This window comes from Enterobacter sp. 22499 (assembly GCF_052044815.1).
Taxonomy (GTDB): Bacteria; Pseudomonadota; Gammaproteobacteria; order Enterobacterales; family Enterobacteriaceae; genus Enterobacter; species Enterobacter bugandensis.
Map to the genome: position 1 here is coordinate 68,557 of NZ_JBQENR010000008.1, position 25,515 is coordinate 94,071.

Annotated in this window: 25 protein-coding genes and 5 tRNA genes; 20 read left to right on the forward strand and 10 right to left on the reverse strand. The window is 57.6% G+C overall.

The genetic code is table 11. The annotated features are described in order from the left end of the window. The gene (gene norW / locus ACTJI7_RS19600) at positions 1-1,134 is read right to left on the reverse strand and encodes an NADH:flavorubredoxin reductase NorW (RefSeq protein WP_192978753.1); all 1,134 of its coding nucleotides are present in this window, start codon (positions 1,132-1,134) and stop codon (positions 1-3) included. Beyond that, positions 1,131-2,573: an anaerobic nitric oxide reductase flavorubredoxin gene (gene norV, locus ACTJI7_RS19605; protein ID WP_028014201.1), complete on the reverse strand. Its 1,443-nt coding sequence runs from the start codon at positions 2,571-2,573 to the stop codon at positions 1,131-1,133. The genes norW and norV overlap by 4 nt, the downstream gene beginning before the upstream one ends. A gap of 187 nt (positions 2,574-2,760) precedes the next feature. Here norV and norR point away from each other — a divergent pair, with 187 nt between their 5' ends. Further along, entirely contained in the window at positions 2,761-4,275 is a 1,515-nt protein-coding gene (gene norR / locus ACTJI7_RS19610) for a nitric oxide reductase transcriptional regulator NorR (RefSeq protein WP_048960108.1), read from the forward strand. Here norR and gutQ read toward each other — a convergent pair. From gutQ to srlA, 7 genes are all read right to left on the reverse strand, one after another. After that, complete coding sequence (gutQ, locus tag ACTJI7_RS19615; RefSeq protein ID WP_041908497.1) at positions 4,272-5,237, reverse strand: arabinose-5-phosphate isomerase GutQ; 966 nt, start codon at positions 5,235-5,237, stop codon at positions 4,272-4,274. The two genes, norR and gutQ, sit on opposite strands and share 4 nt — an antisense overlap. After that, positions 5,230-6,003, reverse strand: coding sequence for a glucitol operon DNA-binding transcriptional repressor SrlR (srlR, locus tag ACTJI7_RS19620; protein WP_010434430.1), 774 nt, complete (start codon positions 6,001-6,003; stop codon positions 5,230-5,232). Before srlR ends, gutQ begins: the two co-directional genes overlap by 8 nt. 63 nt (positions 6,004-6,066) lie before the next feature. Next, positions 6,067-6,426: a transcriptional regulator GutM gene (gutM, locus tag ACTJI7_RS19625; RefSeq protein WP_028014197.1), complete on the reverse strand. Its 360-nt coding sequence runs from the start codon at positions 6,424-6,426 to the stop codon at positions 6,067-6,069. A gap of 67 nt (positions 6,427-6,493) precedes the next feature. After that, a complete protein-coding gene (srlD, locus tag ACTJI7_RS19630; protein WP_023294411.1) occupies positions 6,494-7,273 on the reverse strand; it encodes a sorbitol-6-phosphate dehydrogenase in 780 nt (259 codons plus the stop codon). A gap of 14 nt (positions 7,274-7,287) precedes the next feature. Next, positions 7,288-7,650, reverse strand: coding sequence for a PTS glucitol/sorbitol transporter subunit IIA (gene srlB, locus ACTJI7_RS19635; protein ID WP_041908503.1), 363 nt, complete (start codon positions 7,648-7,650; stop codon positions 7,288-7,290). Positions 7,651-7,662: 12 nt separating this feature from the next. Further along, positions 7,663-8,622: a PTS glucitol/sorbitol transporter subunit IIB gene (srlE, locus tag ACTJI7_RS19640; RefSeq protein WP_045261264.1), complete on the reverse strand. Its 960-nt coding sequence runs from the start codon at positions 8,620-8,622 to the stop codon at positions 7,663-7,665. Beyond that, positions 8,619-9,182, reverse strand: coding sequence for a PTS glucitol/sorbitol transporter subunit IIC (gene srlA, locus ACTJI7_RS19645; protein ID WP_003862164.1), 564 nt, complete (start codon positions 9,180-9,182; stop codon positions 8,619-8,621). The genes srlE and srlA overlap by 4 nt, the downstream gene beginning before the upstream one ends. A 253-nt stretch (positions 9,183-9,435) precedes the next feature. Between srlA and mltB the strand changes: the two genes are divergently transcribed. The 19 genes from mltB to ACTJI7_RS19740 all read left to right on the forward strand — a co-directional run bounded on the left by mltB (position 9,436) and on the right by ACTJI7_RS19740 (position 23,827). After that, on the forward strand, positions 9,436-10,536 hold the full coding sequence (gene mltB / locus ACTJI7_RS19650) for a lytic murein transglycosylase B (RefSeq protein WP_192978754.1): 1,101 nt from the start codon (positions 9,436-9,438) through the stop codon (positions 10,534-10,536). A gap of 256 nt (positions 10,537-10,792) precedes the next feature. Next, the gene (locus ACTJI7_RS19655) at positions 10,793-11,446 is read left to right on the forward strand and encodes a metal ABC transporter ATP-binding protein (RefSeq protein WP_028014193.1); all 654 of its coding nucleotides are present in this window, start codon (positions 10,793-10,795) and stop codon (positions 11,444-11,446) included. Next, positions 11,443-12,303: a metal ABC transporter permease gene (locus ACTJI7_RS19660; protein WP_063155071.1), complete on the forward strand. Its 861-nt coding sequence runs from the start codon at positions 11,443-11,445 to the stop codon at positions 12,301-12,303. The genes ACTJI7_RS19655 and ACTJI7_RS19660 overlap by 4 nt, the downstream gene beginning before the upstream one ends. Positions 12,304-12,317: 14 nt before the next feature. Next, positions 12,318-13,196 carry a metal ABC transporter substrate-binding protein gene (locus ACTJI7_RS19665; protein WP_048960112.1) on the forward strand — a complete coding sequence of 293 codons (879 nt, stop codon included), beginning with the start codon at positions 12,318-12,320 and terminating at the stop codon, positions 13,194-13,196. A gap of 129 nt (positions 13,197-13,325) precedes the next feature. Continuing rightward, a complete protein-coding gene (gene pncC, locus ACTJI7_RS19670; protein WP_028014190.1) occupies positions 13,326-13,823 on the forward strand; it encodes a nicotinamide-nucleotide amidase in 498 nt (165 codons plus the stop codon). A gap of 89 nt (positions 13,824-13,912) precedes the next feature. Continuing rightward, on the forward strand, positions 13,913-14,971 hold the full coding sequence (gene recA, locus ACTJI7_RS19675) for a recombinase RecA (protein WP_028014189.1): 1,059 nt from the start codon (positions 13,913-13,915) through the stop codon (positions 14,969-14,971). Between the two features lie 68 nt (positions 14,972-15,039). Further along, on the forward strand, positions 15,040-15,540 hold the full coding sequence (gene recX / locus ACTJI7_RS19680) for a recombination regulator RecX (protein WP_028014188.1): 501 nt from the start codon (positions 15,040-15,042) through the stop codon (positions 15,538-15,540). Positions 15,541-15,671: 131 nt separating this feature from the next. Continuing rightward, on the forward strand, positions 15,672-18,299 hold the full coding sequence (alaS, locus tag ACTJI7_RS19685; protein WP_063155070.1) for an alanine--tRNA ligase: 2,628 nt from the start codon (positions 15,672-15,674) through the stop codon (positions 18,297-18,299). 241 nt (positions 18,300-18,540) lie between these two features. Next, positions 18,541-18,726, forward strand: coding sequence for a carbon storage regulator CsrA (csrA, locus tag ACTJI7_RS19690; protein ID WP_000906486.1), 186 nt, complete (start codon positions 18,541-18,543; stop codon positions 18,724-18,726). 342 nt (positions 18,727-19,068) lie between these two features. Then, positions 19,069-19,161, forward strand: a tRNA-Ser gene (locus ACTJI7_RS19695). A 4-nt stretch (positions 19,162-19,165) separates the two neighbouring features. Further along, positions 19,166-19,242: transfer RNA gene (locus ACTJI7_RS19700), tRNA-Arg, on the forward strand. A gap of 64 nt (positions 19,243-19,306) precedes the next feature. Then, positions 19,307-19,383, forward strand: a tRNA-Arg gene (locus ACTJI7_RS19705). Between the two features lie 29 nt (positions 19,384-19,412). Continuing rightward, positions 19,413-19,489: transfer RNA gene (locus ACTJI7_RS19710), tRNA-Arg, on the forward strand. A gap of 29 nt (positions 19,490-19,518) precedes the next feature. Continuing rightward, positions 19,519-19,595: transfer RNA gene (locus ACTJI7_RS19715), tRNA-Arg, on the forward strand. A gap of 125 nt (positions 19,596-19,720) precedes the next feature. Continuing rightward, a complete protein-coding gene (gene yqaB, locus ACTJI7_RS19720) occupies positions 19,721-20,287 on the forward strand; it encodes a fructose-1-phosphate/6-phosphogluconate phosphatase (protein ID WP_045260897.1) in 567 nt (188 codons plus the stop codon). Continuing rightward, positions 20,284-20,712: a YqaA family protein gene (locus ACTJI7_RS19725; RefSeq protein WP_008499541.1), complete on the forward strand. Its 429-nt coding sequence runs from the start codon at positions 20,284-20,286 to the stop codon at positions 20,710-20,712. Before yqaB ends, ACTJI7_RS19725 begins: the two co-directional genes overlap by 4 nt. Before the next feature lie 83 nt (positions 20,713-20,795). Next, the gene (gshA, locus tag ACTJI7_RS19730; protein ID WP_440670841.1) at positions 20,796-22,340 is read left to right on the forward strand and encodes a glutamate--cysteine ligase; all 1,545 of its coding nucleotides are present in this window, start codon (positions 20,796-20,798) and stop codon (positions 22,338-22,340) included. 153 nt (positions 22,341-22,493) lie between these two features. Next, a complete protein-coding gene (gene luxS, locus ACTJI7_RS19735) occupies positions 22,494-23,009 on the forward strand; it encodes an S-ribosylhomocysteine lyase (RefSeq protein ID WP_008499539.1) in 516 nt (171 codons plus the stop codon). 53 nt (positions 23,010-23,062) lie between these two features. After that, positions 23,063-23,827, forward strand: a complete 765-nt coding sequence (locus ACTJI7_RS19740; RefSeq protein ID WP_045260898.1) for an AraC family transcriptional regulator — start codon at positions 23,063-23,065, stop codon at positions 23,825-23,827. On the opposite strand, the gene leuA is transcribed toward ACTJI7_RS19740, so the two are convergent. Beyond that, a complete protein-coding gene (leuA, locus tag ACTJI7_RS19745; protein WP_440670838.1) occupies positions 23,814-25,469 on the reverse strand; it encodes a 2-isopropylmalate synthase in 1,656 nt (551 codons plus the stop codon). The two genes, ACTJI7_RS19740 and leuA, sit on opposite strands and share 14 nt — an antisense overlap. Between the last annotated feature and the right edge of the window lie 46 nt (positions 25,470-25,515).

A 25,515-nucleotide genomic window follows, 5' to 3' on the forward strand; every position in this document is an offset into this window, starting at 1 on the left:
TTAAGCAGGCAGCGATTTCAGCAGGGCGAAGGCCTCCTTCATCCGGTCTTCGCTGACGACAAAGGCGCATATCTGACCGTCAGCATCGGTGCCGCGCGCCACCATTCCCTGCGGTTCGAGGGTAATTTGCCAGTTCAGATCCTGACGCTGCGTTTCACCTGCAAGATGCAGCGGCAATTCCGGCGTTTTGACCTTTACCAGCATGGCGGGTAATTTCAGCAGCGCGCTGCCGCCGAGCAGGTTTTTTGCCAGATACATGGCGCTTAATTGTATCGGCTGCAGGAAGGGCAGCACCTGGCCGTTAATTTCCGCGCAGTCGCCCAGGGCATAAATATCCGGCCGCGTGGTTTGCAGGTAGCTATTTACCTTCACGCCGCGGTTTATTTCAGCCCCTGCGCGATGCGCCAGCGCGGTTTCCGGGCGCAGGCCCGTCGCGGCAACCACCGCATCCACTTCTACGCTGCGGCTTCGGTCGAGCGTGGCACGGATACCGCCTTCGGTTTTGCTCAGGCTTTGTAGCTGCGATTTCAACATCAGATGCACGCCCGTATCGGTCAGACGATGCTGTAAGCGACTGCTTACTTCTGCGGGCATCAGCGCCGACAGAATGCTCGCTGCGTGGTCAACCAGGGTCACGGATTTTCCCGCCCGACAGAAGTCCATCGCCAGCTCGGTGCCGATCAGCCCGCCGCCGACAATCATCACCCGTTGCGCATCGCGTAACAGGGTTTCGCTGGCCTGATACTCCTGCTGGCTGTTGAGGGTAATCATCAGCTCGCGGCCTTCAACCGGCGGCACAAACGCAGATGCCCCGGTCGCCAGCACCAGCCTGTCGTACTGCCAGGTTTTCGCTTTCGCTTTTACCACGTGGGCGTCGGCATCGATATCGGTGACCCAGGTGTACGGAAACAGGCGCAGGTTGAACTGCTCTGCGAACTCCCCCGCCGTCTGGCGGGTGAGGTCATCGGCGCGCTGATTCTGGCTAATGACGTGGCTTAAATCAGGCTTGTTGTACTCGTCCATGCTGTCGGCGGCGATCAGCGTCAACGGCACGTTTGCATCCTGTTTGCGGATATTTTTCACCAGCTGGCGGGCAGCAAAGCCCGAGCCGATGATAACGATGCCGTTGCTCATTTTGCCTCCGTTGCCAGTTCATCAAAGACGTCTTTGCCGAGGGAGCATTCCGGGCAGAGGAAGTTGTCCGGCACCTCGCTCCACGGCGTGCCCGGAGCTACATCCTGCAGCGGTTCGCCCAGCTCAGGATCGTAGATCCACTGGCAGACGCTGCACTGCATGCGCGGACCAAGATCGGCGCTGGCTGCCGCAGAACAGGTTTGTGGCTGTTCCGCAGGTTTTGCGGTGACTTCAGGAAGCGGGGCGAGCGCCCACTGACGGGCGATGTCGCGGCCATGCTGGCGGCAGATTTCCAGCGCGTCGATATCCGGACGCCATTTCGCCTTCAGGCTCATGGACATCTCAAAACCCGCATCCTGTAAACGGGTGGAAAGACGGTCTACCGCGCCGCCGCTCCAGCCGTGTGAACCAAAGGCGCTGGCGCGTTTGTTACGAAAGCGCAGGCCGGTCATCTCTTCCACCAGGCCGGCAATCTTCGGCATCATCACGTTATTCATGGTGGAGGTACCCACCAGCACGCCTTTGGAGCGGAAGACGTTGGTCAATACCTCGTTCTTATCGCTGCGCGCCACGTTGAAGATTTTCACCGCCACGTTCGGGTCAACTTCATTGATCCCCTGGGCAATCGCGTCCGCCATCATGCGGGTGTTGTTGGACATGGTGTCGTAGAAGATAGTGATGCGGTCTTCCTGGTAATCCGCGGCCCATTTCAGGTACAGCTCGACGATCTGGGTGGGGTTTTCACGCCACACCACGCCGTGGGAGGTGGCAATCATGTCCACCGGCAGGTTGAAGCCGAGGATCTCGGTAATTTTAGGCGTCACCAGACGGCTGAACGGGGTCAGGATATTGGCGTAGTAGCGCTGGCACTGTTCGAACAGCTCGGTCTGATCCACTTCATCATTAAACAGGCGTTCGTCGCAGTAGTGCTGGCCGAAGGCGTCGTTGCTGAACAGCACCGCGTCGCCGGTCATATAGGTCATCATGCTGTCCGGCCAGTGCAGCATCGGGGTTTCGACGAAGATCAGCTGCTTGCCGTTGCCGATATCCAGCGTGTCGCCAGTTTTTACGGTGTGGAAGTTCCACTCCGGATGGTGGTGGTGGCCGTTAATTGAATCAATGGCGTTGGTGGTGCAGTAGATTGGGGTATCCGGAATGTGGGACATCAGCTCGGTCAGCGCCCCGGCGTGGTCCTCTTCCGCATGGTTGATGATGATGTAGTCGATGTCATTCAGGTCGATTTCTCCGCGCAGGTTCTGCACGAACTCACGGCTGAATTTGTGATCGACGGTATCGATCAGGACGTTTTTACCTTCGCGGATGAGATAGCTGTTGTAGCTGCTGCCGCGCAGCGTTTTGTATTCCGTCCCGTGGAAATCGCGCACTTCCCAGTCACGTTGACCCACCCAATGAATGTTATTTTTAACCAGAATAGACATAGCAACCTCAACTTAATACAGCGTTTTCAAATAAGATGGTTTGCTTACATCAAGTTGCGTGCCAATTTTTTAAATTATTAATATTCAATAAGTTGTGATTTAATGCCCCATAGTGAGTAGTCATTATGACTATCCTAAAAAGAGTCAATATGACATTATTCATTGTCAAAATGACAGTGAGGCAGACATGAGCTTTTCCGTAGACGTGCTGGCGAAGATCGCCATTGAGCTGCAAACCGGTATCGGCCATCAGGACCGCTTTCAGCGCCTGATCTCAACGCTGCGCCACGTGCTGGATTGCGATGCGTCGGCGCTGCTGCGTTACGAAGGGCGGCAGTTTATTCCGCTGGCTATCGACGGCCTGGCGAAGGACGTACTCGGGCGGCGCTTTACGCTGGAGGGCCACCCACGTCTGGAAACCATTGCCCGCGCGGGCGACGTGGTGCGTTTCCCGGCAGACAGCGATCTGCCCGATCCGTACGACGGCCTGATTCCGGGGCAGGAGAGCCTGAAGGTGCACGCCTGTATTGGCCTGCCGCTGTTCGCCGGGCAGAATCTGATTGGCGCATTAACCCTCGACGGCATGTCGCCGGATCAGTTCGACACCTTCAGCGACGAAGAGCTACGGCTGATTGCCGCGCTGGCCGCCGGGGCGCTGAATAATGCGCTGCTGATAGAGCAGCTGGAGAGCCAGAATATTCTTCCCGGCAGCCCGGCGGCGTTTGAGCAGGTGGCGCATACGGAGATGATCGGCCTTTCGCCCGGCATGGCGCAGCTCAAAAAAGAGATTGAGATTGTTGCCGCGTCCGATCTGAACGTGCTGATCTTCGGAGAGACCGGTACCGGTAAGGAGCTGGTGGCGAAGTCCATCCATGAAGCTTCGCCGCGCGCGGTCAACCCGCTGGTGTACCTCAACTGCGCCGCGCTGCCGGAAAGCGTGGCGGAGAGCGAACTTTTCGGTCACGTCAAAGGGGCGTTTACCGGGGCCATCAGCAACCGCAGCGGCAAGTTTGAAATGGCCGATAACGGCACGCTGTTTCTTGATGAGATTGGCGAGCTTTCCCTTTCACTTCAGGCCAAGCTGCTGCGCGTATTGCAGTACGGCGACATCCAGCGCGTGGGGGATGACCGCAGCCTGCGGGTGGACGTGCGGGTCCTTGCTGCGACCAACCGGGATCTACGCGAAGCGGTGCTGGCCGGGCAGTTCCGAGCCGACCTGTTCCATCGCCTGAGCGTGTTCCCGCTGTCCGTGCCGCCGCTGCGTGAGCGCGGAGACGACGTGGTGCTGCTGGCGGGTTATTTCTGCGAACAGTGCCGACTCAAAATGGGGCTGTCCCGCGTGGTGCTTAGCCCGGGGGCAAGAGCGCATCTGCTCAGCTACGGCTGGCCGGGCAACGTGCGCGAGCTGGAGCATGCGATTCACCGCGCGGTGGTGCTGGCGAGGGCGACGCGCTCAGGGGATGAAGTGGTGATTCATGCGCGCCATTTTGCGCTGCATGAGGAAAATGCCCCGACCGTGAAGCCTGCTGTGCCTGAGAGCGCAATCGAAAACCTGCGCGAAGCGACGGAAGAGTTTCAGCGTCAGATGATTACCCGCGCGCTGGAGCAGAATAACCGCAGCTGGGCGGCGTGCGCGCGGGCGCTGGAGATGGACGTCGCCAACCTGCACCGGCTGGCGAAGCGTCTTGGGCTGAAGGGTTAAATAATCCCAGCCTGGTAGAAGTCCTGCAGGTTGATAGCGCCGCACAGCCTGCCGTGCTCGTCCACCACCGGTGCGGCGGTGATTTTGCGCTTCATCAGCACCTCTTTGGCTTCAATGGCGCGGCTGTCGGCGTTGAGCGTCAGCCCGCCTTTGGTCATGGCGTCAGACACGTTTGTTTCCAGCCTGCCGCCGCCCACCAGCCAGCGGCGCAGGTCGCCGTCGGTGAAGACGCCCTTCACGTTTCCGCCGTCATCGCATACCGCCACTAGCCCCAGACCGGTGCGGCTCAGCTCCAGCATCGCGTCCATCACGCTGGTATCGAGTTTGACCTGCGGAATGGCATCGTCGGTGCGCATCAGATGGTGAACCTTGTTGAGCAGTCGCGCGCCGAGCGCACCTGCCGGATGCGAACGGGCAAAATCTTCCTCATTGAATCCGCGCGCCTGCATTACCGCCATCGCCAGCGCGTCGCCCATCATCAGGGTGTTAACGGTGCTGGAGGTCGGGGCGAGGTGCATCGGGCAGGCTTCACGCTCAACGGAAATATCCAGCGTCGCTTTGGCGGCCAGCGCCAGCGGCGAGCGGGGTTTCCCGGTCATCGCCAGCAGGGCGACAGATTTTTCCTGCAGGCGCGGAATAATCAGATCCAGCTCTTTGGCCGAACCGGAGTAGGAGATAAACAGCATCACGTCGCGGCTTTCGATCATCCCGAGATCGCCGTGCAGCGCCTCTGCCGGATGCACGAAGAACGCCGGGGTACCGGTGCTGGCGAGCGTCGCGGCAATCTTCTTGCCGATATGGCCGGATTTACCGATGCCCGCCACAATCACTTTGCCTTCGCAGTGGATAATGGTATTGGCGGCGCGGACAAAATCCTCGCCCAGACGTTCCGGCAGGCGGCTGGCTTCCTGCAGCTCCAGCATCAGCGTCTGGCGGCCCGTTTCTAACAGAAAATCACTCATCTCTTTCTCCGGTTACGATCACGTCGATCCCTTTCTCTTCCAGCGCTTTTTTGAACGCCGGATCGATACCCGCGTCGGTAATCAGCTTATCAACGCTTTCGAGGCTACAGACAATATTGGGGCTTTTGCGGCCAAACTTCGACGAGTCGGCCATTAAAATCACCTCCCGCGCGGCGTTGCACATGGCTTTACTGACGCTGAACACCTCGTTAAACGTCGTGACGCCTGCGTTAAGGTCGATGCCGTCGGTGCCCATAAACAGTTTATCGAAGCTGAAGTGGTCGAAAGCGTTCTCCGCCAGCTGGCCGTGAAAGGACGCCGATTTTTTGCGGAAGGTGCCGCCGGGCATCAGGATGGTCTGCTCGCTGTCGAACTCGGACAGCGCGTTGACGATGTGCAGGCTGTTGGTCATCACCGTGATGTTGTTAAAGCGGCTGAGCAGGGGGATCATCTGCAGGACGGTACTGCCTGCGTCGAGGATGATGGAATCGCCGTCCTGGATAAATTTGACGGCGGCTTCGGCAATCAGCGCTTTCTGGTGGGTATTGATCAGCGTTTTGTGATCGATTGGCGGGTCCGCTTCGTCCTTGTTGAGCACCACGCCGCCGTAGGTGCGAATAACGGCGCCAGAGTTTTCGAGCAATACCAGGTCCTTGCGTATTGTCGTGCCGGTGGTGTCAAAGTAGTGGGCCAGATCCTCTACCGAGCATTTTCCCTGCTTTTGTAGATGCTCGAGAATGGCCGCCTGCCGCTGACGTGGTTTCATAGGCGCTTCGTTCCTTAGGTTGCGAAATGATAATTTCGCAAGTCTATAACTTTCACAACGAAATTATCCATGTTTCAGATTGAGCGCTAATGATAGTGCATTCTGACAGAGTGGATCATGGGGAAAGATCACATCAGGCTGCAATTCCTGTAACAAGAGGCCGTTGATTGCCTGGATTTTGGCCGGACGGGCAAATACCGTCATGCCACGCATGAGGAGGGAATCGCACACCCGGTCGTGCTCGTCCAGCGCTACGGCGACGACCACGCGCGGTTTAAAGCGTCCGCCGGAACGCCCGACGCCGACGCGGCCCTTCTGACACAGCGCATCAAACGCGCGGTTAAACTGGTGGATCTGCCAGCCGCCAAACGCCATCTGGCACAGCCAGGCGAGGGCGGCGACGGTGATGAGTGCGGTTACCATATCGACTCCTTGTTTTGTTCCCTCTCCCGGTGGGAGAGGGTTAGGGTGAGGGCATCAGGCCGCTCGATCAGAACATCACCTGCCCACCGGTCACGTTAATCGATTGCCCGGTGCAGTACGACGCTTTCGGACTGGCGTAAAACAGCAGCATGTTCAGCACGTCCTGATAGTCACACCCGCGCTTCAGCGGCACTTTATCAATGTAGTACTGCTCCACTTCCTCAGCCTTGATGCCGAGCTTGGTGGCGTACTGCGGCAGCAGGGACTGGAACATCGGCGATTTCAGCAGGTTGCCCAGCATCAGCGAGTGCACGGTAATCCCGTATTCGGCCAGATCCAACGCCAGGGACTGCGTCAGCCCCACGCCGCCAAACTTCGCCGCGCTGTACCCGGAGTTGTGCTTGCTGCCCACTTTCCCGGATTTTGAGTTGATCTGAATGATGCGCCCCTGAATCCCGTCGCGGATCATCAGGCGGGAAAACTCGCGGGCGCAAAGGAAATAGCCCACCAGATTCACCTGCAGCGAACGGTCAAAATCCCCCAGCTCGAAATCGCTGATAAACGCCGCTTTCGCAATTCCCGCGCTGTAGACCAGCAGATCGGTGCGCCCAAAAATCTCGTCCACGCCGCGGGCCAGCGCCATCACGCTCTGCTCGCTGGTGGCGTCGGCACCAAACCCGTATGCCATCCCTTCGCCAAACTCGGTGTTAATGGTGTCCGCCACGCGGGCGGCTTTTTCACTCTGAATGTCCACTACCGCCACGCGGTAGCCCTCTGCGGCAAGCCCACGGCAGAGGAACTCGCCTAAGGTTTGTCCCCCACCAATGACAACGGCAACCTGACTCATGTGACTCTCCTTAATTACGCAACAAATTTTAACGTGCAGCCTGGGGTGACAGACTGCGGAACCGGGCCATCCACGTGAACCGTACCGGGGTATTCCGCCTGCGGCTGGCCGTCGAAGCGCAGGGTGATGTGGCCGAGCTCGCGCAGGTTTTGCTCCGCCACGTCGCCGACGGCGGTGACGGCATAGCGCGCCTCGCCCAGCTCCAGCTGGCTTCCGGCCTTCAGCTCGCCGTTCAGTTCGCCGTGGCAGTGGATAAAGCAAAACTCTTCGATATCCGCCGGAGCGCCTTCGCGGAAGGTGATCAGCATCTGGTCGCTCAGCGCGTCCGCTGCGCTCTGGCCGATGCGGGTAATGGTGGTCTGGTAAATGACGTTCATTGCAGGAACCTCTTATTGATAGATAAAGCCGGAGACAAACCAGGCAATCAGCACCGTCGGCGCGCCCGTCAGGAAGCGGCTCACCAGCACGGACGGCACGCCCACGCGCACGGTGTCCTGGCGCGCTTCGGCCAGCGACAGCCCCACGGGGATGAAGTCGCACGCCGCCTGGGCGTTAATGGCAAACAGGGCGGGCAGGGCGAGGTGCGGGGGAATGTTCCCCAGTCCAATCTGCACGCCAATCAGCACGCCGATGACCTGAGCAATCACCGCGCCCGGGCCGAGGAACGGCGACAGCAGCGGGAAGGAGCAGATCAGCGCCAGCGTCACCAGCCCGAGCGGGTGGCTGGCGAGCGGGGCGAGGCCGTGGGCAATCCAGTCGCCCAGACCGGACGCCATGATGATGCCGATCAGCGCCGAGACGAACGCCATAAACGGCAGAATCGTTTTCAGCACCGTGTCGATAGTGTCGCGCCCGGACTGGAACAGCACCGCCACGGCGGAGCCCATCCCCATCCCGACCTTCGCCAGCAGGCCGTCGCTCTGCTCGGTGATTTTCTTGCTGGTGTCGTACTCGCGCGGGGCTGCTTTTTGCGGCGCGGCAGTGCCATTCACCAGAGTGATGTTGTCCTCCTTCACGCCCGAGACATAAATGTCCTCCAGGATGTACTGCGCCAGCGGGCCGGATTTCCCGGTGGAGTGAATATTCACCGTCGGAATGCGGCGCTTCGGATAGATGCCGCAGCGCAGCGTGCCGCCGCAGTCAATCACCGCCACGCCGATGTCCGCTTCCGGCGGCTCGCCTTCTTTAAAGCCGTCAACCGCTTCCCAGCCGGTCAGCTCGCGCAGCTTGTCGACAATCGCCGGGCGCGTGCCCGCGGTGATGTAGACGATCTTTTTGCCTTCGGTGGCGTCGAACTCCAGCGGGCCGCCCCAGCCGCCCGTGCCTTTCTCAATGCGGATCCGGTTCATGCTGTCGCTCCTGAAAGATGGACCTTCTGTTCAAGCTGGATGCCCATTTTTTTCTCGAAAATAGCGGTGGTGAGGTCAGTCACCCAGCCGCGGAAGAAGTTGGTCACCAGGCCAACCAGCAGGTAGCTCACCGCCAGCGGGCCGAGCGGCAGGCCAAGCGTGGTCAGGCCGCTGGCGATCCCGAGGTAGACAAACAGCTCTCCGGGGTTGATGTGCGGGAACAGGCCGTTCATCGAGTGGCAGCTGTAGGAGGCGGCGGCGTAGTAGCTCGGCTTGTACTTTTCCGGCATAAAGCGGCCGAGGCTTAAGGTCATCGGGTTACAGAAAACAAAGGTGCCGATGAATGGCAATATCAGGTAGCGGGACAGCGGGTTACCGGCGCAGCGCTGGGCAAAGCGTTCGATGCGCTGCTGGCCGATAAAGTTGATCAGCGCGTTCATGATCACCAGCAGGCTGATCAGCAGGGGCAGGATCCCGGTCACCATGCCGGTGAACACTTCTCCGCCTTTCTGAAACAGCCCGATGAACCACTCGGCGCCGTGGGTAATGGTCTCTATCATTCTTCTCTCCTGTGGGGCTTTTTTGTTTTTGTATAACTGCGGCTAATAATAATCACTTTGAAAGGTTTTAAAGTGTTAGTTAGATCTCACAATGAAAGAAAAATGTATTATTTTGAAAGTTAATTGATGGGGTGAATGATTTTCGGTGGAAAAAAGCGCGGATTTGCGTTGTGGAGGCGCGTACCGCTTCCTTGAGGTGTTGCGGATGCTTTACCATACTGGGTTCTTATCGAACCCGTTAAATGGATGTCTCATGTTCAAGCGTCGTTATGCAGCGCTGTTGCCTGCGCTTATCCTGCTGTCTGCCTGTAGCAGCAAACCTAAGACCGAAGCCGTTCAGCAAACGGCGGGCGCGCCTTCCGGGGGATTCCTGCTGGAGCCGCAGCACAATATGATGCAGATGGGAGGCGACTTCGCGAATAACCCGGCGGCCGAGCAGTTCATCGATAAAATGGTGAGCAAACACGGTTTCGACCGCCAGCAGCTGCATGAAATTTTGTCTCAGGCGAAGCGTCTGGACTACGTTCTGCGCCTGATGGACAGGCAGGGACCATCCGCCCAGGTGCCGAGCGGGCCGAACGGCGCGTGGCTGCGCTACCGCAAACAGTTTATTACCCCGGACAACGTGCAAAACGGCGTGGCGTTCTGGAACCAGTATGAAGATGCGCTCAACCGCGCGTGGCAGGTTTACGGCGTGCCGCCGGAAATCATCGTCGGGATTATCGGCGTAGAGACCCGCTGGGGGCGCGTGATGGGCAAAACCCGCATCCTCGACGCACTGGCGACACTCTCCTTTAACTACCCGCGCCGCGCGGAGTATTTCTCTTCCGAGCTGGAAACCTTCCTGCTGATGGCGCGCAACGAGCAGGACGATCCGCTCGATCTGAAAGGGTCATTTGCCGGCGCGATGGGCTACGGCCAGTTTATGCCGTCCTCCTATAAGCAGTATGCCGTCGACTTTAACGGGGATGGTCACATTAACCTGTGGGATCCGGTGGATGCCATCGGCAGCGTGGCGAACTACTTCAAAGCGCACGGCTGGACGCCGGGCGGCCAGGTTGCCGTGCAGGCGAACGGCGAAGCGTTTGGTCTGGAAAACGGCTTTAAAACCAAATACAGCGTTGCACAGCTGACGGCGGCAGGCTTAACGCCAACCCAGCCGCTGGGCAATGTTGACCAGGTGAGCCTGCTGCGTCTGGACGTGGGAACCGGCTACCAGTACTGGTACGGCATGCCGAACTTCTACACCATCACCCGCTACAACCATAGCACCCACTATGCGATGGCGGTGTGGCAACTGGGGCTGGCGGTATCGCAGGCTCGCGTCCCGGCGGCGTCGCCGTTTAGTCAGTAACTCGCCTTTTTCCGCCCTCTCCCTGTGGGAGAGGGCACCAGCGCGCACCTCTTCCCGCAGAAACATTTCGCCACACTCCCATTTCATTCCCGCCGTTTACATCTTCATCGCCTTTCATTATTGTTATGTTATAACATTATTTTTGAGTTGAAATATCCATGTCCCTGTTTTCTCTCTCATCCCCGGTTCGGCTGCTGCTGGCGATGGTGCTCATTCTTTTTCTCGGGCTGGCCGTGCGCTGGGCGGTGGCGCTGCCATGATCGTGATGAACGCACTGGTTGCGGGCTACGACCGCCAGCCCGTCACGCGTCCGCTTTCGGGCGTGATTGAACGCGGCAGCATGACCGCCATTATCGGCGCCAACGGCTGCGGCAAATCCACGCTGCTGAAAACCCTCGCCGGATTTATTCCGCCCGTCAGCGGCAGATTTCACTGGCAGGGTAGACGACCGGTAATCGGATGGCTGGCGCAGCGTCACGCGCTGGAAGCGCAATTTCCGCTGACCGTCCAGGACGTGGTGAGCATGGGCTGCTGGCCCGGAATTTCGCTTTTCGCCGGTTTTCGTCGCGAAGCGCGTCTGCGCATTAGTGGTGCACTTGAGCGCGTGGGGCTGGAGTCGATGGCGCTCTCCACCATTGATGAACTCTCCGGCGGCCAGTTTCAGCGCATGCTTTTTGCCCGCGTGTTAGTACAGCAGGCGCCGCTGGTGATGCTCGACGAGCCCTTCACCGGCGTTGATGAAGCGACCTGCAACGTGCTGATGGACCTGATGCTGGAGATGTATATGCAGGGGCAAACGCTGCTCGCGGTACTGCACGACAGCGAGCGCGTGGCGCGCCACTTCCCGCAGACGCTGCGGCTGGATGCTGACGCCCCCCAGTGGAAAACCGAACGGGTGAGGGTGGCATGATCTGGCACACATTCTTCCTGCCGTTTATCGAATTCGGCTTTATGCGCCGCGCGCTGGTGGTTTGCCTGGCGCTCTCCGTCAGCACCACCGCGCTCGGCGTGTTTCTTCAGCTGCGCCGGATGAGCCTGATGGGCGATGCGCTTTCTCACGCCATTTTGCCCGGTGTCGCCGTGGGGTATTTGCTCAGCGGGATGTCGCTGTTGGCTATGACCGTCGGCGGGTTTATCGCCGGGATTGCCGTTGCGCTGGTGGCCGGGCTGGTCAGCCGCCGCACGCCGCTGAAAGAGGATGCCAGCTTTGCCGGTTTTTACCTGGGGTCACTGGCGCTGGGCGTCACGCTGGTATCTCTGCGCGGCTCGAATGTCGATCTGCTGCATCTGCTGTTTGGCTCAATCCTCGCGGTGGACAACGACGCCGCGCTGTTTGTGACCGGCGTGTGCATCTTCACCCTTATCATGCTGGCTCTTTTTTACCGCGGGCTGGTGACGGAGGCGTTTGACACCGCCTGGCTGGAGGTGAATGCCCGCTGGCTACCAGGCGTATTGCACGGCCTGTTTCTGGCGCTGCTGGTCCTGAACCTGGTGGCCGGTTTTCAGGTGCTCGGCACGCTGATGGCCGTCGGGCTGATGATGCTCCCGGCGGTGGCGGCGCGCTGTTGGGTCCGCACCTTACCCGGATTACTCCTGATGGCTGGTATCAGCGGTATTTTCTGCGCGTGGCTGGGGCTAAGCTTCTCCTGGGCGGCAAGTTTACCCGCGGGGCCATCTATTGTGCTGACCGCCAGCGCGCTGTTCTTTATTTCCGTTTTATTTGGCACGCGCAGCAGGCTGGCTGGCAGCCTGCGGGCGCTTTATTAACGCAAGGGGAAACGATGAAAAGTACAGGATTAATCATGGCGCTAGCGCTGGGGATGATGTCGCATAGCGTGATGGCGAAAACGCTGAATGTGGTCACCAGCTTTTCGATACTGGGGGATATCGCGCAGGAGGTGGGGGGCGATCGTGTAAACGTGACGACGTTGGTGGGGCCGGACGGCGATCCCCATACCTTCGAACCGTCGCCTAAGGACAGCGCGGCGCTGAGCAAGGCTGACGTGGTCGTGGTCAACGGTTTGGGGCTGGAAGGCTGGCTCGACCGCCTGGTGAAAGCCTCCGGGTTCAAAGGCCAGCTGGTCGTCGCCTCAAACGGGGTGAAAACCCACACGCTTGAGGAAGATGGAAAGACCGTGACCGATCCGCACGCCTGGAACAGCGCGGCGAACGGTGCGCTGTATGCGCAAAATATTCTGAACGGGCTGGTGAAAGCCGATCCGGAAGACAAAGCGGCGCTGGAGGCTTCAGGAAAACCATACATTGCGCAACTGACTCAACTGGACAGCTGGGCCAAAACGCGCTTTAGCCAGATCCCGCAGGAAAAGCGCAAAGTGCTGACCAGCCATGACGCGTTTGGTTATTTTGGCCGCGCTTACGGCGTAACCTTCCTGGCACCTCAAGGACTCTCTTCAGAGAGCGAGGCCAGCGCGTCGCAGGTGGCGGAGATTATCAAGCAGATTAAAGCCGACGGCGTGAAAACGTGGTTTATGGAAAACCAGCTCGATCCGCGTCTGGTGAAGCAGATTGCGTCGGCGACGGGCGCACAGCCGGGCGGCGAACTTTACCCGGAAGCCCTGTCGGCAAAAGGTGGGGCAGCAGACACCTACGTTAAGGCGTTTCGCCATAATGTCGATACGCTTGCGAACAGCATGAAATAATATTTTTACAGCCGGTGCGCCCGCACCGGCTTTTTTCTGAAGCCCCCTCGTAAAACCTGAAGCGCATCCCCATATCTGACGAGAAAGTGCTATCTTGTGCTGCACGTTTTTCTCAAGCCTGGAGCAAGAATGACTGACCATGAATTGATGCAGCTAAGCGAGATCGTTGGCCTTGCCCTGAAGCAGCGTGGCGCGACTATTACCACCGCGGAATCCTGCACCGGCGGCTGGGTGGCGAAAGCGATTACCGATATCGCCGGCAGTTCCGCCTGGTTTGAACGTGGCTTTGTGACCTACAGTAACGAAGCTAAGGCGCAGATGATTGGCGTGCGCGAAGCCACGCTGGAACAGCATGGCGCGGTCAGCGAACCGGTTGTCATTGAAATGGCCATTGGCGCGCTGAAAGAGGCGAGGGCAGATTACGCCATTTCCATCAGCGGCATCGCGGGGCCGGACGGCGGCAGCGACGTGAAGCCTGTCGGCACCGTCTGGTTCGGGTTTGCCACGTCCAAAGGGGAAGGGATCACCCGCCGGGAGTGCTTCAGCGGCGATCGCGAAAGCGTGCGTCGTCAGGCTACCGTTTATGCGTTAAAAACGCTCTGGCAACAATTTCTACAAAATACTTGATACTGTATGACTATACAGTATAATTGCACCAACAGAACAGAAGTCCATGGTGAAGCGCAGTTGCTTCTCCCGGCATGACAGGAGTAATAATGGCTATCGACGAAAACAAACAGAAAGCGTTGGCGGCAGCACTGGGCCAGATCGAAAAGCAATTCGGTAAAGGCTCCATCATGCGCCTGGGTGAAGACCGTTCCATGGATGTGGAAACAATCTCCACCGGTTCGCTTTCTCTGGATATCGCACTGGGCGCGGGCGGTTTGCCGATGGGGCGTATCGTAGAAATCTACGGTCCGGAATCCTCAGGTAAAACGACGCTGACCCTGCAGGTTGTTGCAGCGGCGCAGCGCGAAGGTAAAACCTGTGCGTTTATCGATGCCGAGCACGCGCTGGACCCGGTCTATGCCCGTAAGCTGGGCGTTGATATCGACAACCTGCTGTGTTCCCAGCCGGACACCGGCGAGCAGGCGCTGGAAATTTGTGACGCGCTGGCACGCTCCGGTGCGGTTGACGTGATCATCGTCGACTCCGTTGCGGCGCTGACGCCAAAAGCGGAAATCGAAGGTGAAATCGGTGACTCTCACATGGGCCTCGCGGCACGTATGATGAGCCAGGCGATGCGTAAGCTGGCCGGTAACCTGAAGCAGTCCAATACGCTGCTGATCTTCATCAACCAGATCCGTATGAAAATTGGTGTGATGTTCGGTAACCCGGAAACCACCACCGGTGGTAACGCCCTGAAATTCTACGCCTCTGTCCGTCTGGATATCCGCCGTATCGGCGCGGTGAAAGAGGGCGAGAACGTGGTGGGTAGCGAAACCCGCGTGAAGGTTGTGAAGAACAAAATCGCAGCACCGTTCAAACAGGCTGAATTCCAGATCCTCTACGGCGAAGGTATCAACTTCCTCGGCGAGCTGGTTGACCTGGGCGTGAAAGAGAAGCTGATTGAAAAAGCGGGCGCCTGGTACAGCTACAACGGTGACAAGATTGGTCAGGGTAAAGCGAATGCTATCTCCTGGCTGAAAGAGAACCCGGCTGCGGCGAAAGAGATTGAGAAGAAGGTGCGTGAGCTTCTGCTGAACAACCAGGACTCCAAACCTGATTTCGTGGTGGATGCCGCGGATGCTGAAGAAACCAACGAAGACTTTTAAGTCTCTCGTGTAAAGATGAAGGGCTGCTGACGCGGCCCTTTTTGCATTTCTGATTCTGCAGGTTTTTTATGAGTGAACCGACATCACGCCGACCCGCCTACGCGCGCTTGCTGGATCGTGCGGTACGCATTCTCGCCGTGCGCGACCACAGTGAACAGGAGCTGCGGCGGAAGCTGTCAGCGCCCGTCATGAGCAAAAACGGGCCGGAAGAGATTGATGCCACTGCGGAAGACTACGACCGCGTGGTGGCCTGGTGCTATGAGCATCATTACCTGGACGATGACCGGTTTGCCTCGCGTTTTCTCGCCAGCCGTGGTCGCAAAGGGTATGGGCCCGCGCGCATCCGCCAGGAGCTTAACCAGAAAGGGGTGGCCAGGGAGTCCATCGAAAAAGCGATGCGCGAAAGCGACACGGACTGGTGCGAACTGGCAAAAGAGCAGGCGATTCGTAAGTACGGCGAACCGCTGCCGCGTGAATTTTCAGAAAAAGTCAAAATCCAGCGCTTTTTGCTCTACCGCGGCTTTCTGATGGAAGATATTCAGGATATCTGGCGTAATTTTGCCGATTGAACGCATGCGGGATTTTACTTCCCACTAAAGAAAACTTATCTTATTCCCACTTTTTCCAGTAGCTGGTCCGTCCAACGGTTTACCGATACAGGCTGGCTACGACATTTCGTTAGCTTGATTTCAGGATAATTATGAGCAAGAGCACCGCTGAGATCCGTCAGGCGTTTCTCGATTTTTTCCATAGTAAGGGACACCAGGTTGTTGCCAGCAGCTCCCTGGTACCGAACAACGATCCGACTCTGCTGTTTACCAACGCCGGGATGAACCAGTTCAAGGATGTGTTCCTTGGTCTCGACAAGCGTAATTATTCCCGCGCCACAACCTCACAGCGTTGCGTGCGTGCGGGCGGTAAACACAACGACCTGGAAAACGTCGGTTACACCGCGCGCCACCACACCTTCTTCGAAATGCTGGGTAACTTCAGCTTCGGCGACTACTTCAAACATGATGCCATTCAATACGCATGGGAGCTGCTGACCGGTGAAAACTGGTTCAACCTGCCGAAAGAGCGTCTGTGGGTGACCGTCTACGAAACCGATGACGAAGCGTTCGAAATCTGGGAAAAAGAAGTGGGTATCCCGCGCGAGCGTATTATTCGCATCGGTGATAACAAAGGCGCGCCATATGCGTCTGATAACTTCTGGCAGATGGGCGACACCGGTCCTTGCGGTCCGTGCACCGAGATCTTCTACGATCACGGCGACCATATCTGGGGCGGCCCTCCAGGCAGCCCGGAAGAAGACGGCGATCGCTATATTGAGATCTGGAACATCGTCTTCATGCAGTTCAACCGCCAGGCTGACGGCACCATGGAGCCGCTGCCGAAGCCGTCCGTTGATACCGGTATGGGCCTGGAGCGTATCGCCGCGGTTCTGCAGCACGTTAACTCCAACTACGAGATTGACCTGTTCAGCACTCTGATCAAAGCCGTTGCGAACGTTACCGGCGCGACCGATCTGAACAACAAATCGCTGCGCGTTATCGCAGACCATATTCGTTCCTGTGCGTTCCTGATTGCCGACGGCGTTATTCCGTCGAATGAAAACCGTGGCTACGTGCTGCGTCGCATCATTCGCCGTGCGATCCGTCACGGCAACATGCTGGGCGCGAAGGACACCTTCTTCTATAAACTCGTTGGGCCACTGATTGGCGTGATGGGGTCAGCCGGCGACGAGCTGAAACGCCAGCAGGCGCAGGTTGAGCAGGTTCTGAAAACCGAAGAAGAGCAGTTCGCTCGTACGCTGGAGCGCGGTCTGGCGCTGCTGGACGAAGAACTGGCGAAGCTTAAGGGCGACACGCTGGATGGCGAAACCGCTTTCCGCCTGTACGACACCTACGGCTTCCCGGTTGACCTGACGGCGGACGTTTGCCGCGAGCGCAACATCAAAGTTGATGAAGCAGGCTTTGAAGCCGCGATGGAAGAGCAGCGTCGTCGTGCGCGTGAGTCCAGCGGTTTCGGTGCAGACTACAACGCGATGATCCGCGTTGATAGCGCGTCTGAATTCAAAGGTTATGAGGCGCTGGAACTGACCGGTAAAGTGACCGCTCTGTTTGTTGACGGTAAAGCCGTAGACAGCATCAGCGCGGGCCAGGATGCGGTTGTCATTCTGGACAAAACGCCGTTCTACGCCGAATCCGGCGGCCAGGTTGGCGATAAAGGCGAACTGAAGGGCAATGGTTTCAGCTTCAGCGTCAGCGACACCCAGAAATACGGTCAGGCGATTGGTCACCAGGGCAAACTGGTTTCCGGTTCTCTGAAAGTGGGCGAGGGCGTCCAGGCTAACGTTGATGAAGCTCGCCGCGCGCGCATTCGTCTGAACCACTCGGCAACCCACCTGATGCACGCAGCCCTGCGCGACGTGCTGGGTACCCACGTTGCACAGAAAGGTTCTCTGGTAAACGATAAAGTGCTGCGCTTCGACTTCTCGCATTTTGAAGCGATGAAGCCGTCTGAAATTCGCGCGGTGGAAGACCTGGTGAACGCGCAGATCCGTCGTAACCTGCCAATTGAGACCCACATCATGGATCTTGAGGACGCGAAGAAAAAAGGTGCGATGGCGCTGTTTGGCGAGAAATATGACGAGCGCGTTCGCGTGCTGAGCATGGGCGACTTCTCTACCGAACTGTGCGGCGGTACTCACGCCTCGCGCACCGGTGACATCGGCCTGTTCCGCATTGTTTCCGAATCCGGTACGGCTGCAGGTGTGCGTCGTATTGAAGCGGTGACCGGTGAAGGCGCAATCGCCAGCCTGCATGCGCAGAGCGATCAGCTGCACGACATCGCGCAGCTGCTGAAAGGCGATAGCCAGAATCTGGGCGAGAAAGTGCGCGTTGCGCTGGATCGCACGCGTCAGCTGGAAAAAGAGCTGCAGCAGCTGAAAGAGCAGGCTGCGGCGCAGGAGAGTGCAAACCTCTCCAGCAAGGCTGTAGACATTAAGGGCGTCAAACTGCTGGTCAGCGATCTGGCGGGCGTTGAGCCTAAGATGCTGCGTACTATGGTCGACGATCTCAAGAACCAGCTTGGTTCTACCGTTATCGTGCTGGCGACAGTGGCAGAAGGTAAGGTTTCTCTGATTGCGGGCGTCTCTAAGGATGTGACCGACCGCGTTAAAGCAGGGGAACTGATTGGTATGGTCGCTCAGCAGGTGGGCGGCAAGGGTGGCGGTCGTCCGGACATGGCGCAAGCCGGTGGTACGGATGCGGCGGCACTTCCTGCGGCATTAGCCAGCGTTGAAAGCTGGGTAAGCGCGAAACTGTAATAACTACAAAGCACAAGCAGACGCCATAGCGGCAACGTTATGGCGTCTTGTTCACTGTGCTATCGATAACGATAAAGTCAGGTTGAGTTTGTGTATATCGGCTAAACTTACGTTTAACAGAATGTGATGCCGTGACTGCTTACACTTTACGTGTTTGTCATCGCTTACTTTTTGGCGTTATATGATGGATAATGCCGGGATACAAGAGACCCGACTCTTTTAATCTTTCAAGGAGCAAAGAATGCTGATTCTGACTCGTCGAGTTGGTGAGACCCTCATGATTGGGGATGAGGTCACCGTGACAGTTTTAGGGGTAAAGGGTAACCAGGTACGTATTGGTGTTAACGCTCCTAAAGAAGTATCTGTCCACCGTGAAGAGATCTACCAGCGTATCCAGGCTGAAAAATCCCAGCAGTCCAGTTACTGATATTGTCGCGTCTCGCTGTNGGGCGAGACGCAACCCTCCCGCTATTTTTCCTGCTCAAAGTTACCGTTTAATTTCAATCGCTCTCTTTTTAACCACTCCGTTACCCTTAACTCGTCTCAATACCGCCATTTCGGCAGATGTTTTCTGTGGCGTTGCCTGCAAAATCCGCTTATAAAACACCCTCTTTGCGGCTTTTACATGCGAATTGCGTGTGATTTGTGCAAACGATAAAAGCTTTTGGAAAATTGTTTGACTTATAAGTCCCAGAAAGTAATATATGCGCCACGCAGCGACGAGAAGCTCTTAACGAGTCACTCGAAGCACTCGAAAGAGGCGTTGTGTGGTGAGGTGGCCGAGAGGCTGAAGGCGCTCCCCTGCTAAGGGAGTATGCGGTCAAAAGCTGCATCCGGGGTTCGAATCCCCGCCTCACCGCCATTTTGCATCCGTAGCTCAGCTGGATAGAGTACTCGGCTACGAACCGAGCGGTCGGAGGTTCGAATCCTCCCGGATGCACCATCTATTACTTCATATTGCTTTCGAAGTGATATGAATATCGAGCAGTACAGTAGTAAATCCCGATGCATCCGTAGCTCAGCTGGATAGAGTACTCGGCTACGAACCGAGCGGTCGGAGGTTCGAATCCTCCCGGATGCACCATTTACTATTTCTGAAAGCAGTTCCCTGATGCATCCGTAGCTCAGCTGGATAGAGTACTCGGCTACGAACCGAGCGGTCGGAGGTTCGAATCCTCCCGGATGCACCATTTACTGTTTCTAAAAGCATTTCCCCGATGCATCCGTAGCTCAGCTGGATAGAGTACTCGGCTACGAACCGAGCGGTCGGAGGTTCGAATCCTCCCGGATGCACCATCCCTTCTGTTATTCCCTTCGATGTTTAGTTCTTAATCACTCTCGTAGTTATCACTTCTCAATCAGCGACAAAAACCCCCTTTTACGATAAAGTAATGCTTTGTTAATCGTTTAGCGAGAGCACGATGTACGCACAGTATGACGGTTTGATCTTCGACATGGATGGCACCCTCCTGGATACTGAACCCACGCATCGTCAAGCCTGGACCGAGGTCCTTGGCCGCTACGGCATGCGTTTCGACCTTCAGGCGATGATTGCCCTCAACGGATCCCCAACCTGGCGTATTGCGCAGGCCGTGATTGAACTGAATCAGGCCGATCTCGACCCACACCTTCTCGCGCGTGAAAAAACCGATGCGGTAAAAGCCATGCTTTTAGATACCGTACGCCCTCTGCCACTGATTGATGTGGTAAAAGAGTGGCACGGGCGTCGCCCGATGTCTGTCGGGACGGGCAGCGAGAGCGCGATAGCAGAAGCGTTGCTCAACCATCTTGGCCTGCGCCACTATTTTTCTGCCGTGGTGGCCGCCGATCATGTTAAAAATCACAAGCCCGCGCCGGACACCTTCCTGCTTTGCGCAGAATTAATGGGCGTACCGGCGGCAAAATGCGTCGTGTTTGAAGATGCCGACTTCGGTATTCAGGCCGCGCGTGATGCCGGAATGGCGGCGGTGGATGTGCGCTTACTGTGAGTGACGCGCTGTCACTTGCCTCATTATTCGCCAGCAGTTTTCTAAGCGCCACGCTGTTACCGGGAAATTCGGAAGTGGTACTGGTGGCGATGCTGTTGTCCGGCGTGAGTCAGCCCTGGCTGCTTGTATTAATAGCAACAATGGGTAATAGCCTTGGAGGGCTGACTAACGTTATTCTTGGGCGTTTCTTTCCGCTGCGCGAAAAATCGCGCTGGCAGGAAAAGGCAGTCGGCTGGCTAAAACGCTATGGCGCTGCCACGCTGTTATTAAGCTGGATGCCTGTAATAGGCGATTTACTGTGTCTGCTGGCGGGATGGATGCGCATCTCCTGGGGACCGGTGCTCTTTTTTTTGTGCCTTGGCAAGGCGTTGCGCTATGTTCTCGTGGCGTGGGCAACACTACAGGGTATGACGTGGTGGCACTAATTGGTGGAATGAATACGCGACCTTCAATCGTCAACCATTACAATTATGCTGAGTAACATTACTTTGACAGGCGGGAGGTCAATTTGATCCCGGACGTATCTCAGGCGCTGGCCTGGCTGGAAAACCACCCTCAGGCTCTGAAGGGTATTCAGCGTGGTCTTGAGCGTGAAACGCTGCGCGTTAACGCGGACGGTAGCTTAGCGACGACGGGTCACCCGAAGGCGTTAGGCTCGGCGCTGACACATAAATGGATCACAACCGATTTCGCTGAAGCGCTGCTGGAGTTCATTACGCCGGTGGACGGCGATATTGATCATATGCTGACGATCCTGCGCGACATCCATCGCTACACCGCGCGCAATCTCGGCGATGAGCGTATGTGGCCGCTCAGCATGCCGTGCTATATCGAGCTGGGCCAGGAGATTGAGCTGGCGCAGTACGGCACGTCAAACATTGGTCGGCTGAAAACGCTCTATCGCGAAGGTCTTAAAAATCGCTACGGCGCGCTGATGCAGACGATCTCTGGCGTGCACTACAATTTCTCTTTGCCGATGGCGTTCTGGCAGGCGAAGGGGGGAGAAACGGATAAAGAAGCGATCTCCGCCGGTTATTTCCGTCTGATCCGCAACTATTACCGTTTTGGCTGGGTGATTCCGTATCTGTTTGGCGCGTCGCCTGCCATTTGTTCATCGTTCCTGCAGGGGAAACCGACCACGCTGCCGTTCGAAAAAACCGAGTGCGGAATGTACTATCTCCCGTACGCGACTTCTCTGCGCATGAGCGATCTGGGCTATACCAATAAATCGCAAAGCAATCTCGGTATTACGTTTAACGAATTGCACGAATATGTGGCAGGATTGAAGCGGGCGATTAAAACTCCGTCGGAAGAGTACGCGAAAATCGGCCTCGAAAAAGACGGAAAGCGCCTGCAAATCAACAGTAACGTATTGCAGATTGAAAACGAACTGTATGCGCCAATTCGTCCGAAGCGCGTGACGCACAGCGGTGAAACGCCGTCGGATGCGCTGCAGCGCGGCGGCATTGAATACATTGAAGTGCGCTCGCTGGACATCAACCCGTTCTCACCGATTGGCGTTGACGAGCAGCAGGTTCGCTTCCTGGATCTGTTTATGGTCTGGTGCGCGCTGGCGGATGCGCCGGAAATGAGTTCAGATGAACTGCTTTGTACGCGCACGAACTGGAACCGCGTGATTCTGGAAGGTCGTAAACCGGGTCTGACGCTGGGTATTGGCTGCGAAACAGCGCAGTTCCCGCTGGCTAAGGTTGGTAAGGATCTGTTCCGTGACCTGAAGCGTGTTGCCCGCACTCTGGACAGCATCGACGGCGGCGACGCGTATCAACAGATTTGCGACCAGCTGGTGGAATGCTTTGATAACCCGGAACTGACGTTCTCTGCGCGCATATTGCGCACCATGATCGAGCAGGGGATTGGCGGCACGGGGCGTTCACTCTCAGCGGAGTATCGTGAGATGCTGATGCAGGAGCCGTTAGAGATCCTGAGCGAAGCGGATTTTGTCGCGGAGCGCGACGCGTCCCTGGTGCGTCAGAAAGAGGTTGAAGCGGCGGATACGGAGTCGTTTGAGGCGTTTCTGGCGAAGCAGGCTTAAGCAGAAAAGAAAAAGGCCACATCGCTGTGGCCAAAATATACATCTCTGAATTCAGGGATGATGATAACAAATGCGCGTCTTTCATATACTCAGACGTGCATTCTGTAGAAGAGTTCAGTTTATTTTAAAAAAAATCACTATCGGAGGTGACGTATGCCGTTATTAGATAGCTTTACTGTCGACCATACCCGTATGGAAGCACCTGCAGTCCGCGTGGCGAAGACCATGCACACCCCGCACGGCGACACGATCACCGTCTTCGATCTGCGCTTCTGCGTGCCGAATAAAGAAGTGATGCCGGAGAAAGGCATTCACACCCTGGAACACCTGTTCGCCGGTTTCATGCGTGACCACCTGAACGGCAACGGCGTTGAGATCATCGACATCTCTCCGATGGGCTGCCGTACCGGCTTCTACATGAGCCTGATTGGTCAGCCTGAAGAGAAACGCGTCGCCGATGCGTGGAAAGCGGCGATGGAAGACGTGCTGAAAGTGAAAGAGCAGAACCAGATCCCTGAGCTGAACGTTTACCAGTGCGGCACTTACCAGATGCACTCTCTGGAAGAAGCCCAGGAAATTGCCCGTCACATCATCGAGCGTGACGTTCGCGTGAACAGCAATGAAGAGCTGGCCCTGCCAAAAGAAAAACTGCAGGAGCTGCACATCTAGTATTGTGCCTGTGGATGCCCGGTGGCGCTTCGCTGGCCGGGCCTACAATCCTCATGACGACAACCACCACCTTCTCCTTTACCCATCGCCCGCTTGTGCCGTTTTCGCATGATTATGCTCATGGCGATAGCGAGCCGTGGCATGAGCACGACTGCGCGCAGTTGCTGCACAGCCTGACGGGCGTCGTGCGGGTCGATACCGCATCCGGCTGCTGGGTAGTGCCGCCCGGGCGCGGCGTCTGGCTACCGGCGGGGACACAGCACTCGCTTCGCATCACCGGCAACGTTGCAGCCCGCACGCTGTTTATCGATCCGCTGGCGCGAGCCGATCTCCCGGCGACCTGTCAGATCGTGCAGATCTCCCCGCTGCTGCGCGAGCTGATCCTCACCTCCCTGACGCTACCGGAGTCGTACTCGCCGGGAAGCCGTGACGAGCGCGTGTATGAGCTCATTCTGGATGAAATTCGCATCATGCCGGTGCTGCCGTTTCACCTGCCGGAGCCGGAAAGTGAAGCGTTACGCCAGCTGTGTCGGCAGGTCCGTCAGTTACCAGGTGAAAGCTGGAGCGGTCAACAGAGCGCGAGCTTGCTCGGCATGAGCGAGCGTACGCTGAACCGCCATTTTCAGCAGCAGACCGGGTTAAGCTACGGCGAGTGGGTGAGAAGGGCGCGCCTGCTGGAAGCCTTAGTGCGGCTGGCGCAGGGCCAGCCGGTGCTGCGTGTGGCGCTGGATCTGGGATACGGCAGCCACAGCGCCTTTACGGCGATGTTCCGCCGGGCGATGGGTATCTCTCCCAGCGATTACTTTAAGAACGACTGACCGCGTTAAACAGCGCCTGAAGCGACGCGCGCGCCACGTCGCTGTCAATGCCCACGCCCCAGCTGCTGGTGCCGTCCTGGAACAGGCAGCGGATATAGGCCACCGAGCGGCTGTCGCTGCGTTCGCCCAGCGTATGTTCGTGATAATCCTTAATCACAAACGGCGCGTTGACCCAGCGGCTCAGGCCCTGCGCGGCAGCGGAGAGCAGACCGTTGCCCTGACCCTCCAGCTGGCGCGTTCCCCCCTGCGTGACAACGCTTGCCGTCAGCCGCAGCTGGCCGTCCTGCTGGCCGTCGCTGCGGTAGGATTGCAGCGCCAGCTGCGGCGTCGTTACCAGCCCGTAGCGGGTGCGGAAAAGCTGCCACAGTGCGTTCTGCGTCATTTCTTTCCCGTGGCGATCCGTTTCCTGCTGCACGTGCTGGCTAAAATCCTGCTGCAGGGCGCGGGGCAGCTTCAGGCCGTGGTTTTGCTCAATAAGCCAGGCGCTGCCGCTTTTTCCTGACTGGCTGTTCACGCGGATCACCGCTTCGTAGGTGCAGCCGATGTCCTGCGGATCGACGGGCAGATAGGGCATCTCCCAGCGATCGCCAGGCCTGCGGGCATCAAAGCCTTTCTTGATGGCGTCCTGGTGCGAGCCGGAGAAGGCGGTATAGGCCAGCCGTCCTGCCCACGGATGGCGCGGATGGACAGGCAACTGGTTGCAGGTCTCTACCGTTTCGACCACCCGATTCATATCGCTAAAGTCCAGATTGGGACTAATGCCCTGGCTGTAGAGGTTCATCGCCAGCGTTACCAGGCAAACGTTGCCCGTGCGTTCGCCGTTGCCAAAAAGGCAGCCCTCCACGCGGTCCGCGCCCGCCATCACCGCCAGCTCCGCGCTGGCGACGCCCGTTCCGCGGTCGTTATGCGGATGCACGCTGATGCACACGTCGCGGCGACGGCTGAAGTGGCGGCAGAAATACTCTATCTGATCGGCATAGACGTTCGGCGTACTGACCTCGACGGTAGCGGGTAAGTTGATCACCATTGGCCGTTCATCGCACGGCTGCCAGATCTCCGCCACGGCTTCACAAATCTCCAGCGCAAACTCCGGCTCGGTAAAGCAGAAGGTTTCCGGGGAGTACTCGTACTGCCAGCGGGTTTCAGGGTTCTCTTCACAAAGCTGGCGGATAAGCCGCGTGGCGCGGGTGGCCAGTTCGACGATCTGCGCTTTCTCCATACCGAACACCAGGCGGCGGAACAGCGGGGCGGTGGCGTTATACAGGTGGACGGTGGCCTGCTTCGCGCCGCGCAGGGATTCAAAAGTACGATGGATGAGATCTTCCCGCGCCTGTGTTAACACCTGAATCGTGACGTCATCCGGAATGCGGTTCTCTTCGATAAGCTGGCGGACAAAGTTGAAGTCGGTCTGCGAGGCGGACGGAAAGGCGACCTCAATCTCTTTAAATCCGCAGCCCAGCAGCAAATCCCAGAACTGCAGCTTGCGCGCGCTGTCCATCGGCTCGGCAAGCGCCTGGTTGCCGTCGCGTAAGTCTGTCGAAAGCCAGCGCGGCGCGCGGGTGATGGTCTGCTCTGGCCAGCGGCGGCCGGGCAATGAAACGGTGGGATAAGGCTGGTATTTGTCGGCGGGTGTGTTCAGCATGATGCGCTCCTGTTGTCTTTTCACTATCGTGAATTGATTTCAGGAG